Origin of the sequence: Rhodococcus sp. T7 (assembly GCF_009872365.1) — a bacterium.
Classification (GTDB): domain Bacteria; phylum Actinomycetota; class Actinomycetes; order Mycobacteriales; family Mycobacteriaceae; genus Rhodococcus_F.
Window position 1 is genome coordinate 36,461 of record NZ_WXYH01000348.1, and the last position, 12,262, is coordinate 48,722.

15 protein-coding genes and 1 pseudogene are annotated in these 12,262 nt (G+C 65.2%); 8 read left to right on the forward strand and 8 right to left on the reverse strand.

The window, feature by feature from the left end; all coding sequences use genetic code 11:
* Nucleotides 1-72 precede the first annotated feature (72 nt).
* Nucleotides 73-1,428 (forward strand): flavin monoamine oxidase family protein, encoded by a 1,356-nt coding sequence (locus MLGJGCBP_RS34050; protein WP_160101274.1) that lies wholly within the window; start codon nt 73-75, stop codon nt 1,426-1,428.
* Between the two features lie 135 nt (nt 1,429-1,563).
* On the forward strand, nt 1,564-1,905 hold the full coding sequence (locus MLGJGCBP_RS34055; RefSeq protein ID WP_087561501.1) for a YciI family protein: 342 nt from the start codon (nt 1,564-1,566) through the stop codon (nt 1,903-1,905).
* A gap of 142 nt (nt 1,906-2,047) precedes the next feature.
* On the opposite strand, the gene MLGJGCBP_RS34060 is transcribed toward MLGJGCBP_RS34055, so the two are convergent.
* Nucleotides 2,048-4,225 (reverse strand): glutamine synthetase III family protein, encoded by a 2,178-nt coding sequence (locus tag MLGJGCBP_RS34060; RefSeq protein WP_160101276.1) that lies wholly within the window; start codon nt 4,223-4,225, stop codon nt 2,048-2,050.
* Between the two features lie 279 nt (nt 4,226-4,504).
* On the opposite strand from MLGJGCBP_RS34060, the gene MLGJGCBP_RS34065 reads away from it, so the two are divergent.
* Entirely contained in the window at nt 4,505-4,993 is a 489-nt protein-coding gene (locus tag MLGJGCBP_RS34065; protein ID WP_160101278.1) for a hypothetical protein, read from the forward strand.
* 9 nt (nt 4,994-5,002) lie between these two features.
* Here MLGJGCBP_RS34065 and MLGJGCBP_RS34070 read toward each other — a convergent pair whose 3' ends face one another.
* From MLGJGCBP_RS34070 to MLGJGCBP_RS34090, 5 genes and pseudogenes are all read right to left on the reverse strand, one after another.
* Nucleotides 5,003-5,674: a PAS and ANTAR domain-containing protein gene (locus MLGJGCBP_RS34070; RefSeq protein WP_160101280.1), complete on the reverse strand. Its 672-nt coding sequence runs from the start codon at nt 5,672-5,674 to the stop codon at nt 5,003-5,005.
* A 128-nt stretch (nt 5,675-5,802) separates the two neighbouring features.
* Nucleotides 5,803-6,180: a LapA family protein gene (locus tag MLGJGCBP_RS34075; protein WP_442972134.1), complete on the reverse strand. Its 378-nt coding sequence runs from the start codon at nt 6,178-6,180 to the stop codon at nt 5,803-5,805.
* Between the two features lie 139 nt (nt 6,181-6,319).
* Complete coding sequence (locus tag MLGJGCBP_RS34080) at nt 6,320-6,607, reverse strand: hypothetical protein (RefSeq protein WP_160101284.1); 288 nt, start codon at nt 6,605-6,607, stop codon at nt 6,320-6,322.
* Nucleotides 6,608-6,649: 42 nt separating this feature from the next.
* Complete coding sequence (locus tag MLGJGCBP_RS34085) at nt 6,650-7,453, reverse strand: ANTAR domain-containing response regulator (RefSeq protein ID WP_160101286.1); 804 nt, start codon at nt 7,451-7,453, stop codon at nt 6,650-6,652.
* A gap of 61 nt (nt 7,454-7,514) precedes the next feature.
* Nucleotides 7,515-7,853: pseudogene (locus MLGJGCBP_RS34090) on the reverse strand (MerR family transcriptional regulator); the annotation flags it as partial.
* Between the two features lie 125 nt (nt 7,854-7,978).
* Between MLGJGCBP_RS34090 and MLGJGCBP_RS34095 the strand changes: the two are divergent.
* The 3 genes from MLGJGCBP_RS34095 to MLGJGCBP_RS34105 all read left to right on the forward strand — a co-directional run bounded on the left by MLGJGCBP_RS34095 (nt 7,979) and on the right by MLGJGCBP_RS34105 (nt 9,599).
* A complete protein-coding gene (locus MLGJGCBP_RS34095; RefSeq protein ID WP_087560714.1) occupies nt 7,979-8,401 on the forward strand; it encodes an Hsp20/alpha crystallin family protein in 423 nt (140 codons plus the stop codon).
* Nucleotides 8,402-8,618: 217 nt separating this feature from the next.
* On the forward strand, nt 8,619-9,002 hold the full coding sequence (locus tag MLGJGCBP_RS34100) for a J domain-containing protein (protein ID WP_160101290.1): 384 nt from the start codon (nt 8,619-8,621) through the stop codon (nt 9,000-9,002).
* 96 nt (nt 9,003-9,098) lie between these two features.
* The gene (locus MLGJGCBP_RS34105) at nt 9,099-9,599 is read left to right on the forward strand and encodes a hemerythrin domain-containing protein (protein ID WP_087560640.1); all 501 of its coding nucleotides are present in this window, start codon (nt 9,099-9,101) and stop codon (nt 9,597-9,599) included.
* A 166-nt stretch (nt 9,600-9,765) separates the two neighbouring features.
* On the opposite strand, the gene MLGJGCBP_RS34110 is transcribed toward MLGJGCBP_RS34105, so the two are convergent.
* Nucleotides 9,766-10,446, reverse strand: coding sequence for a GAF and ANTAR domain-containing protein (locus MLGJGCBP_RS34110; protein WP_160101292.1), 681 nt, complete (start codon nt 10,444-10,446; stop codon nt 9,766-9,768).
* A 188-nt stretch (nt 10,447-10,634) separates the two neighbouring features.
* Between MLGJGCBP_RS34110 and MLGJGCBP_RS34115 the strand changes: the two genes are divergently transcribed.
* Together MLGJGCBP_RS34115 and MLGJGCBP_RS34120 are read left to right on the forward strand one after the other, a co-directional pair.
* Nucleotides 10,635-11,102 (forward strand): DUF4383 domain-containing protein, encoded by a 468-nt coding sequence (locus MLGJGCBP_RS34115; RefSeq protein WP_201453281.1) that lies wholly within the window; start codon nt 10,635-10,637, stop codon nt 11,100-11,102.
* A gap of 113 nt (nt 11,103-11,215) precedes the next feature.
* A complete protein-coding gene (locus tag MLGJGCBP_RS34120) occupies nt 11,216-11,695 on the forward strand; it encodes an SRPBCC family protein (RefSeq protein ID WP_087560638.1) in 480 nt (159 codons plus the stop codon).
* A gap of 361 nt (nt 11,696-12,056) precedes the next feature.
* Here MLGJGCBP_RS34120 and MLGJGCBP_RS34125 read toward each other — a convergent pair.
* A partial coding sequence (locus MLGJGCBP_RS34125) for a zinc ribbon domain-containing protein (RefSeq protein ID WP_201453282.1) occupies nt 12,057-12,262 on the reverse strand: 206 nt, incomplete at its 5' end.

A 12,262-nucleotide genomic window follows, 5' to 3' on the forward strand; every position in this document is an offset into this window, starting at 1 on the left:
CCACTCTTGCACACCAGGAAGCTGTGACCTAGATTACTGTCGGACAACCGACTGACTTTTGGAGGAATTGGGATGACGGATTGCGATGTGGTCGTGGTCGGCGCCGGGCTCGCCGGACTCACGGCAGCGAGGGTTCTCGCTGCTGCCGGGCGCAGTGTGACGGTGCTGGAAGCGCGCGACCGGGTGGCCGGGCGCAACCTCGGCGGGCACTTGGCCAACGGCGTCTCGGTGGAGATGGGTGGACAGTGGATCGGCCGGACGCAGACCGAGGTGCTGAAGCTGGTCGGCGAACTCGGTCTCGAGACGTTCCCGACCTTTGACGAGGGCGCCGCGGTCACCCTCTACAAGGGAAAGGCCACCACGTACTCCGACGAGACCTTCGGCCTCTCCGATGACGCCGCAGTGGAAGTCGGCCGACTCCAGTACGAGCTCGAGGGGCTGGCCGGCACGGTGTCGATGTCGTCACCGTGGGCTTCGCCCGACGCCACCGAACTGGACCGTCGGACGCTGGACGAATGGCTGCGTGCCAACACCGAGGACCCCGAGGCGCTGGCATTCTGGGGCGCAGTCGTGCCCGCCTTGTTCTCCGCCCAACCGGCCGAGATGTCGTTGCTTCACTTCCTCTTCTACATCAAGTCCGGCGGCATGATCGACAGCCTCGTGGGCACCACGGGCGGTGCCCAGGAGCTGCGCGTCGTCGGTGGGACGCACCAGATTTCCGAGCGACTCGCCGCGGAGCTCGGCGACGACGTGGTCCGACTCGGCAGCCCGGTGCACACCATCACCCAGGACGACGGCGAGATCCGAGTCGATTTCGACGGCGGAACGGTCACCGCTGCGCGGGCAATCGTCGCGATTCCCCCGACGCTGGCCGGTCGTCTCCGATACCAGCCGGCGCTGCCGGGTTCGCGTGACGGCCTGACCCAGCAGATCCCGATGGGGTCGGTGATCAAGGTTCAGTTTGCCTACCCGACCCCGTTCTGGCGGGATTCGGGATTCAACGGGTTCGCCTTCTGCTTGGACGACGAACTGAGCGTCACCCTGGACAACTCGCCCGCCGATGGCTCGTGCGGTGTCCTCGTCGGCTTCTTCGAGGGCGCCCACGCCCGAACCGCTGCGCGCTGGGCCCCCGCTGAGCGCCGAGCTTCAGCCGTGGCGACGCTGGTGAAGCTCTTCGGTCCTGCCGCCGGCGAACCCACGGACTACCTCGAACAAGACTGGATGGCCGAGGAGTACACCCGGGGCTGCTACGGCGGCCGACTCGGTGCCGGCGTCTGGACGCAGTACGGCGCCGCCCTGTCCGAACCGGTCGGGCGTCTGCACTGGGCAGGCGCGGAAACATCCGACACCTGGAACGGCTACATGGACGGAGCAGTCCGGTCCGGCCACCGAGCCGCGGCAGAAGTGCTGGCACACCTGAACTCGTGAGGCTGGGCGGGATCGCCCGTCACCCCAGCGACGCGGCGATGGCTTCGACGTGATGATCGAAGCGATCCTCGCGGCAGCCGAACATGAGAGCCTCGAATCAGGTAGGTAAAAGAGCGCGAAGAAGGAGTCGACGCGATGACGAAGTACCTGATCTCGTTCCCGAGTGGCGCCATGGTCGTTCCCGACGGCGATCTGCAGGCAGTGTCCGATGCGTCGCACGCGGTGGTTCAGGAGGCGAAGGACGCCGGCGTCTGGGTGTTCGGCGGTGGCATCGACGAAAGCGTTCCGCCCGTCATGGTCGATGGGGACGGGACCGTGACCGAGGGCACCTACCCGCAGACGAAGCAGCTCGAAGGCGGCTACGCGGTACTGGAACTGCCGTCCCGTGAGGCGGCACTGGAATGGGCCGCGAAACTCGCGGTTGCCTGCCGGTGCGCGCAGGAGGTGCGCGAGTTCGGGTACGACCCCGCAAGCTGACGGACCTCGACCTGGAATTCGATCTTCGGTGTGGGACTGGTCGGCGACTTGGCCGCATCTCGCAGATGACGAACAGGTCCGGAACCCACAGCTTTCGCCGTAGGTTCCGGACCTGGGTGACACGCAGATCTACTCGAGTCCGTCAGAGGACGTAGAGCATCTCCTGGTACGTGGGCAGCGGCCAGAGGTCGTCGGCCACGATGTCTTCGAGGCTGTCTGCTGCTGCGCGAACGGCAGCCATCGCGGGCAGGAGGGCGTCCTTCGCGTGCGTGGCCTCCGCCGATGCGTCCGATTCGCCCTGTGCGGCGAGCGCGGACTTCAGTTCTGCGAGCGCGGTCCTGAGGTTCGTCAGGGGTGCCGACACGGCCTCGAGTGCGGACAGGTCCGCATCCACGCCTGCCGCCTTCAGCGCCGCAACGTTCTGCGCCAACTCGGTCTGGTAGCGAATCGCGGCGGGGAGGATCGACGTCTGTCCCAATTCCAGAGTCAGCCGTGCCTCCACACCGATCGTCAGCGCGTACTGTTCGAGACCGATTTCGTAGCGAGAGTGCATCTCCCGGTCGTTGAACACCTGGTATTTGCCGAACAGTTCGACCGCCGATTCGGTGATCAGTTCGGGCAACGCGTCGAGGGTGGTGCGCAGGTTCGGCAGTCCGCGCGCGGCCGCCTCGTTCTGCCAGTTCTCCGAGTACCCGTCCCCGTTGAACACGACGTCACCGTGGTTGGTGATGATCTCGGTGAGCAGGTTCTGCACCGCCGTGTCGAAGTCGGTGCCGTTCGCGACCGCGGTCTCGAGTTCGGTCGCGATGTAGTCGAGCGACTCGGCCATGATCGTGTTGATCGTGACGATGGGTCCGCTGACGGTCTGCATCGAACCCGGCGCCCGGAACTCGAACCGGTTGCCGGTGAAGGCGAACGGGCTGGTGCGGTTGCGGTCGCCCGGATCGGTCGGGAGCACGGGCAGGGTGTCGACACCGATCTTCATGGTGCCCTTCCCCTTCGACGAGGTGGCCGCACCCTTCGCGATCTGCTCGAACACGCCGGCGAGCTGATCTCCGAGGAAGACGGAGATGATCGCCGGGGGAGCCTCGTTCGCACCGAGTCGGTGATCGTTGGTCGCCGAAGCGACGGAGGCGCGGAGCAGGCCGCCGTACTTGTGCACCCCGCGGATGACGGCAGCACAGAACACGAGGAACTGGGCGTTGTCGTGCGGGTTGTCGCCGGGCACGAGGAGGCTGCCGAGTTCGGAATTGCCGAGCGAGAAGTTGACGTGCTTGCCGGACCCGTTGACACCGTCGAACGGCTTCTCGTGGAACAGGCACGCCATGCCGTGCTTCTTGGCGATCGTCTTGAGCGTCGTCATCAGCAGTTGCTGGTGGTCTGCGGCGATGTTGCCGCGTTCGAACATCGGGGCGATCTCGAACTGGCCGGGGGCGACCTCGTTGTGCCGGGTCTTCGCCGGAATACCGAGCTTGAACAGCTCACGTTCAGTGTCCATCATGAAACCGAGAACACGCTCCGGGATGGCGCCGAAGTAGTGGTCGTCGAACTCCTGGCCCTTGGGCGGCTTGGCGCCGAACAGGGTGCGGCCGGAGTTGAGCAGGTCCGGGCGGGCCAGGAAGAAGTGCCGGTCGACCAGGAAGTACTCCTGTTCCGGTCCGCAGAACGAGACGATGTTCTCGACGTCGTCGTGGCCGAAGAGCGTCAGGATGCGTTCCGCATGGACACCCATCGCCTGCTGCGACCGCAGCAGCGGTGTCTTGTGGTCGAGCGCGTCCCCGGTCATCGACACGAAGACCGTCGGAATGCACAGGGTGTTGCCGTTCGGGTTCTCCAGCACATAGGCCGGGCTGGTGACGTCCCACCCGGTGTAACCGCGCGCCTCGAACGTGTTGCGGAGCCCGCCGTTGGGGAAGCTCGACGCATCGGGCTCGCCCTGGACGAGCGTCTTACCTGCGAATTCGGCGAGCGCCGAGCCATCGCCGACCGGGTCGAAGAAGCTGTCGTGCTTCTCGGCGGTCAGTCCGGTCAGGGGGTAGAAGACGTGCGCGTAGTGCGTGGCGCCCTTCTCGAGTGCCCAGTCCTTCATCGCGGACGCGACCGCGTCGGCGACCATCGGGTCGAGAGGCTTGCCCTTCTCGATCGTGGCGATGACGGACTTGTAGACCGACTTCGGCAGACGCTTCTGCATCACGGTCTTGCTGAACACGTTCTGACCGAAGATCTCGCCCGGCTTCTCGTCGTCCACGAAACTGACGGCCGGGGGCACGTAGGCCTCGACGTCCTTGATCGCCTGCAGACGGACGGCATTCCCACTCATGTGTTTCTCCTCGCGTGTACCCCGCGGATGAGGTGGGGGTGCGTCGGGGCAACACTGTACGAACGGAACGTAACGTGAATGTTTCGTGCAGATTTCTCGGCCGTGTCAGACCGCCGTGACGATGCTCACGCAGAGTCCCCTGAGGATAAGGCCTCCGGCAAAACTACACCGTTCGGATTCGGAACGTCAGTTGAGGCCGCCGCCGGCGGCGCGTGCCTGGCGACTGGGTGTGATCGACCGGTTTGCGTGACGGTGCCCGGGTCAGGGCACTCTCGAAGTATGGGATCGAACGCGGACAGCCCCACCAGTTCGTCGGCTGCGGCCGTCGGCGGCCGGCTGATGCAACTGGTCGGTGACCGTGACGCCGCCCGGTTCTCGGGCGAGATATCCCGGGTGTGCGCCGAACCGCCGGCTGTCGGAGAGCGACCGGAATACGGTGCCGTGCTCGCCTGGGTCGTCGATGCCATCGTCGGGGTGGTCACCGCACGTCTGGGCGCCGCCGGACCGGGGGAGAGGTTCATCCTCGACCTGCGCTTCACCGACGGCGGGCCCGTCGACGTCGATGCCCTGTCGGCGTCGGAGCGCTGGGTGCTGCGGACGGTGTCGGCGTTCCTCGCCGAGGAGGTCGAAGAGGTGCAGCGGGCGCTGGCCGCTGCCGAACAATTCGACGTCACCATGCGCGCGGCGACCCTCGCCGACGCTCTCATCTGGCTCGACTTCGTCCTCGACGTCGACCTTCCCGATCCACCCGACGTCACCACCGCATAGCGAGGACGGTCAGTTCTTTGTTCCCGGCCCACGGTCGGGGTGCTCGTGGGCGGTCAGGAGCAGGTGGTCGAACCGGGCGCGGAACGAGACGGGGAGGGTCGCCTCCGCGGCGAGGGCGTCGACGAAGCGTTCGGCGAGTGTACGGAGTTTGGTGTTGGTCTCCTGTGAACGCCAGGTGAGGATGCCGAAGGCCCGTTCGGAGGAGATGCCGTAGACGAGCATCAGCGCACCCTTGGCCTGCTCGATTACCGCCCGCGATGTGGCGAGTTCGGCGACGGCCTCGGTGAGCGCCTGGTTGTATTCGCGCGGGTCGGTCTCCAACGTCTCGGTGACGTCGATGTAGTACCCGGAGGTACCGATGACCTGGTCGTTCTCGTCGAGCATGCGGTCGCCGACCACGATGACGTGATGGATGCGACCGTCGGTGTCGATGATGCGGTGCTTGCTGCTGAACGGCTCACCGGCGTGGATCATCTTGTCGAACAGTGCCGCGACCTGCGGTTGATCGTCCGGATGCTTGTGGGACAGAAGGAGTTCGGTGGTAGGGGTGACCTCACCCGGCTGGTAGCCGTGCATCCGGGCGACGGGGTCGGACCACTGCCAGCGTTCGCCGTCGAGGTAGAACCGGAAACTTCCGCCCTGTGGGGGTGCATTCGAGCCGAGGAGCTCACCACCGTCCACGGCTTCACCCGCTGCTCTCTGTGCTCGACCGGTCTCGCCTTCACGTCATTTCCAGTATGCCGAGCACGCAGATCGAAGTATGCACGAATCGGTCACACCGACGTCGCCATACTCGACTGCACGACGTGTCAGGATGCCAGTTTCCGCTGCCGATTCGCGGCCCGGCGGATCTGCAGAATCCTGATACTGCCAACGAGTGCCATGATCACCGCGCCGGCGATCGCGGCGAGCAGGAGCGTGACGCCGAGCGGGACCGTGAACTCCCAGGCGAACAGCTCCAGAACGACGCCGTCGAGGTTCTGGAGGATGAAGATGAGCAGTAGGACGAGGACAAGAGTTCCGATTACCAGACCGGTCCACGTCGCCCCGGTACGGGTGTGCCTTATCCCTTTGCCTCTCGCCACCTCGGGCGGTACCCCGGGACGTGCATCGTGCGCGCCAGGGCTGGACGACGGGTTGTCGCTACTCACCGGGTCTCCCACCGGGACATGCGGTCCGGTGCCCATGGGTTCTTCGAAGGGGCGTGCCATGAGACTCGAGTACCCCGGCCAACATTCACCCAATCCGGCTCGCCGGCCGACCGGAACTGCCCTGCCGGCGGGACGTACCCATGTAGGTCACTAAAGCTTTCCCTGCGACTTCGAGTCAGGGCGGGGAAGACACTTCTCCGGCACGTCGACCGGCCCGAGGGACGAGTTCGAACCAGGCGCTGGTGCCGCCGCGAATGTGCGGGCCCGGATAACACAATGCGAGCCCCCGGTTGTCGAGCTCGGTGAACCAGTCGTTCCACGACAGGTGTTCGAACTCGCCGGGGCCACCGAGGAAGTCGATCCGCAGGGCGCCCGTGCCGTCACGGGCGGGTGCGCCGTGATGGGCCTGGATCCACCGGCGGATCTCGTCCCGATCGGTGGTGATGTGCGGACACGTAGTCATCGGTTGAACTCCTCCTCGATCCCGGTTCACGTCTGCCCGGGTTCACGTCTGCCCGGGTTCACGGCGACCGTTCCCGGTCGGGACGCCGCGCTCGATCGACTGAGCCATCAAGTTGCGGGCGAGTTCGTGCAGTTTGGTGTTGGTGCGTTGGGAGGTGTCGGTGAGGCGGGCGAAAGCCTCGTCGGCGGTGATCCGGTGCACGGCCATCAGCACTCCCTTGGCCTGGTCGATCTCGGCCCGCGTGGTGAGCGCCTCGGTGAGCTGCTCGACCTGGGTGCGCGCACGGTGCCAGCGGCGGGCGTTGCTGATCGCGGCCGAGGCGGCGGTGCTGAACAGTTCCATGAGTGTCTCGTCGAACGGGTCGAACGCGGCCGCGCTCCGGGCGTAGATGTTGAACGAGCCTGCCAACTCACCCGGACCTTCCCCCGGGGTGGCGAGCAGCAGCGGGACCGAGAGATACGCCCGGACTCCCGCCTCCTTCGCAGCGGCGGTGAATTCCGGCCACAGCTCGGCATACTCGCCGACCACCGCGCGGACCGGTTGCCCGGAGGTGGCGGCCTGCAGACACGGGCCGCGGCCCGCCTCGTACTGGTGGTCGTCGATGACGGCGACGGACTCGTCGGTCAGCGCGACCGTGCGCGGGCCGGACACTTCGAGATGGGTGACGGTGACGGCGTCGGCCTCGGGCACCGCGGCCACCACCGTATGGGCGAGCCGGTCGAGCACACCGGTGAGTGGTTCATGGGCGGCGGCCTCGTCGCGCAGCGTGGCCAGCGCCGTGGTGACGGTTTCGAGCGCTCGTGTGGCCTCGGACAGGGCCAGGTGGACTGTGGTGTTCTCGCTCATGACACACACCCCTTCCCGGTAAATGGACTTACTGCTCGAATCGGTCGGCTTCGGGAACCACGTCGGCGACGTCCGTCGCTTCCGCTCGGCCACGGAGACGGGCGTTGGCAGCTTCGAGGCGCCGGTTGTGGCGTTCGAGTTCGCCGGTGCGGTGCTCGAGGTCGAGCACCCGGCCGATCCCGACGAGGTTGACCCCGGCGTCGATGAGTTCCGCGATGCGTTTGAGACGGCCCACGTCGTAGTCGCTGTAGCGGCGGGTGCCACCGCTGGTTCGCGTCGGGGTCACCAGACCGTACTCCTCGTAAAGGCGCAGCGCCGCGATGCCGAAACCGGACAGCTCGGAGGCCACCGAGATGCCGTAGACCCCGCGCCGGGATCTCGACTGGAACTTCTCGGACATCTAGCCTCCGATCGGGATTTTCTCCGGTTTTCTCTTGCCATCGTTTGTGGCTGGTGATATACCGAATCTACAGCATCTGCTGCAGTTTACCTAGCGAAATGAGAGGGTTTCTGGAGGTGGACACGATGTTGATGCGTACGGATCCGTTCCGCGATCTCGACCGTCTGACACAGCAGATCCTCGGCACAGCGGCCCGTCCGGCGGTGATGCCGATGGACGCCTGGCGTGAAGACAACCGTTTCGTGGTCGAATTCGACCTCCCCGGAGTCGACGCCGACTCGCTGGATCTGGACATCGAACGCGACACAGTGACGGTCCGCGCCGAACGACCGGCACTCGACGAGACTCAGGAGATGGTGGCGGCCGAGCGGCCACGGGGCCTGTTCAGTCGGCAGTTGTTCCTGGGCGAGAACCTCGACGCGGACAAGATCGAGGCGCACTACGACGCCGGTGTGCTGCGATTGACCATTCCGTTTGCGGAGAAGGCCAAGCCGCGCAAGATCGAGATCAGCAGTGGACATTCCGAACGGAAGGCTGTCAGCGCCTGACCGAGAACTGTACGGCTCAGTAGGGGGTGAAAGCGATGTCTTCCCTTGCCACACAGCGCTCCCCACCGCAACCGCAGGCCCCGGCGCCTGCGCCGACGAGACGAGTTGGTGCCGAGGCCGCCCTGATTTCTGGTGACTCCGGTTGCCCGGCGACCGGAGTCACCGCCATTCGGCCCGTCGTACACAGAGGCGGTGCCACTCGCAGAAGGTTTCGGTGATGACCACCGAGAGCAACCCGTACCGAGTCCTGGGACTGACGGTTGAGGCATCCCCGGCGCAGATTGCCCGCGCCTACCGGCGCTTGTTGCACGCACACCATCCGGACACCCGCACCACTCAGCCGGCCACCGACCCCGTGGCGGACGAGGAACTGCAACGCATCCTCGCCGCCTACGCGCTGCTCCGTGACCCGGCACGGCGTGCTGCCTACGACCGTGCCGCCGCGGAAGACCCCGGCCCGGCTCCGGATCGGTCACCCGCGCAGGCACCTCGTCCTCCGGCGTCAGGCCCACGCCGAGTCCGGGTCGTCGTCCGGCGGGGCACACCCCGGCCCGCGATCGCGTTCTCGCTCCGGATCGGGCCACTCCGCCGGCACAGGTGATCGAGAGGACGGTGTTAGCCGTCGCCGCTAGTGGGTAATGCGTAGTGACGACATCGCACTCGCCCCGCTCTCCCCGACCACCACTGTGAGGTATCAATGTCGACCGACGCGATTGTGCTCCTGAAAAGCGACCACAAGGAAATTCGAAAGCTGTTCCGGGACTTTCGCGGCGCCGGGCCGGACGCCCGCGTCGAAAAGGGCCGCATCGTCGACAAGATCATCGAGGCCCTGACGGTGCACACGTACATCGAAAACGAGGTCATGTACCCGGGCGTACGTGAACTCGCGCCTGATCTCGAGGACGACATCCTCGAATCCTACGAGGAACACCACGTCGCCGACGTGCTGGTGACGGAGCTTGCGGGGATGAAACCGGATGACGAAAGGTTCGACGCGAAGGCCACCGTGCTGATCGAATCTGTCGAGCATCACATCGAAGAAGAAGAACAAGAGTGGTTCCCCAAAGTGCGGGAGGAGCTGGGGCGCAAACAACTCCAGGAAATGGGTGTTCGGTTGCTCGAACTGAAGGAGAAGGCCCCCAGGTCTCCTGCGCAACCGTCGGCCCTGAAGAAGACGGTCGACGCCGTACTCGATTAGCTGTCGGGTGCGGACGTCGTGCCCCTGGCCGGGGTGAGGGCCGATCTGTTGCTGCTCGAGCTTGGTGCCGCCACCATCTGACTGACGGGTCGATACGGATCCGCATCGGCGGCACCCACCCTGGGTGGGGGTGATCTGACATTCGATCACCCTCACCCGAACCCTTTCACCTACGTTCGATGACCTGCTGCGCGACGGCGTTGAGTCGAACGTTCGTTTCCTGAGACAACTTGGTGAGAAGTTCGAAAGCTTCAATTGCGTTGATGCCGAACCGTTCCATCAACATGCCCTTGGCCTGCCCGATGATGTCTCGGGAGGAGATCGCGGATCGGAGCTGCTCTTCCGTCCGCGCCGCCGTCAACGCCAGCGCAGCATGAGCCGCCAGCACCTCGGCCGTGGCCTCTTCCTCGGGGCCGAATGCGTTCGGCTCGAACGCGAAAAGGTTCAGCGCTCCCATCTTCTCCCGGGCCGTGAACAGCTGGAACGAGATGGAACTGAGGATTCCTGAATCCACCGCGGCTGCTGCGAACTGTGGCCATCGCGTCTCGGTACGAAGATCGTCGCTGCGGACGACGAGATTCTTGATCGCAGCTGCCACGCAAGGACCCTGCCCGAGCTCTTTCTGAACCGAGTCGAGTTTTCGGAGCAGCGGTGACGTCGGTGCCACCGTCTCGAACGTCGTTCCTTTGGAGACCAGCAGGATGCCGGCGCACGTCTCGGCAGGCATCAAGTCGACCACGGAGGCGGTAATGGCGCGAAGCCGCTCGTCGACCGTCCGGGGCGCGGACAGGGTGCGTGCGAGTGCAGCCATCCTGCGACTCGGATCCGCGGTGTCCGATATGTTCATGCCAATCCCTTCGCCGGGCGGGGTCAACTCGTCCGCCCACGACGTGAGTACCCCGAAGGTCTTCCCACATCACAGAGAAAAAGCGCCTGGTTTCTCCAGGACCCGGCGCGGGCACTCGGGGACTGCCCGGACCACCACGAACGAAGAATCCGATCTCCTTACACAGCTTCGAGAAAGGCGCATGAACGATGACTCAACGATCCAGCTCCTCGCCGCTGACCCGATCCCCGCTCCAGCTCGCTGCCCTCGTAGTCGGCGCCGTGTTCCTGCTCGTCGGGATCCTCGGTTTCATTCCCGGCATCACCACCGACTACGACGCTCTCACCTTCGCCGGACATCACTCCGAAGCCAAGCTGCTCGGCATTTTCGAGGTGTCGATCCTGCACAACATCGTGCACCTGCTGTTCGGCGTCGCCGGCCTCGTCCTCTCCCGCCGAGCCGACACCGCCAAGGCATTCCTCGTCGGCGGCGGGGTTGTCTATCTGGTGCTGTGGATTTACGGTCTGCTCATAGACAAGGACAGTGCCGCCAACTTCGTGCCCCTCAACACCGCAGACAACTGGCTGCACTTCGTTCTCGGAGTGGGAATGATCGCCTTGGGTCTGCTCCTCTCGCGTACACCCGCTGCAACGGCTCCGCGGACGAACACACACTGAACCACAGGACCCTGCCGTAAAGATGAATACGGTTGGGGGAGTGGAGGCTCGGTGGGGCAATGACGCGCCGGCGAACTGTGTAGAACGGGGAAGGCGCGGGTAAGCGAAATCGCATGAGCACTGTTACCGAAGCTGTCGATGTCGATGTTCCGATCCGAGTGGCCTACGACCAATGGACCCAGTTCGAGTCGTTTCCCCAGTTCATGGAAGGCGTGAAAGAAGTTCGGCAAGTTGATTCCACCCATACTCATTGGGTCATCGACATTGCCGGGCAGACACGCGAATTCGACGCCACCATCACCGAGCAACACCCGGATGAGAGGGTTGCGTGGAAATCCGATGCCGGCCCCGACCATGCCGGTGTGATCACCTTTCATCGGCTCGACGACACCCACACACGGGTCACAGCGCAGATGGATATCGATCCGAACGGTGTGGTAGAGAACGTCGCGGACAAGCTGGGCGTCCTGACACATCGAGTGAAGGCCGACATGACCAAATTCAAGGAGTTCATCGAGGCTCGCGGCACCGAAACCGGCGCGTGGCGCGGCGATGTCGACCGCCCCGGCCAAACCCTCCCCGACGAGACCTGACCGCGTGGTGATCGGCCGTCCCGGAGAGGCCGTGCGAGCAGGGCGCGTCCGTCGTCGTCGGGGAGACCCTGGCCGTTAGTCGAGACGTGACTCCCACTCGGCGAGGGATGCGGTGGGGTCCGCGTGACGGTCGGGGGACCCCAGCGGGGGAGAGGCTTTCGTCGCGAGATCCACCAGGGCGTGGGCAACGGCCAGCACGCTGAGGTGGTGACGTTGCGCGACCCGGAGCAGTTCGTCGAATGCATCGGTCTGGCCGTAACGGCGAAGCGCTTTGACGTCCTCTCGGCCGTGAACGACCGAGATTCCCCTCGGGACTCACGTCTCGAGGTTCCTGTTTCACAGACAGTCGCCTCCCCGCACTTTATGTGCGGGGTGGTCTCACACCGTCTCCGCAGGCTGTCACCGTCAGTCCGACGGCCAAAATATTCTTCGCAGCATTCACGTCCCGGTCGTGGACGGCGCCGCACCGGCACGTCCACTCCCGCACGTCCAGCGGCATCGCCGAGGCGATCGCCCCGCACACCGAGCAGGTCTTCGACGACGGATAGAACCGGTCGATCGCCACCA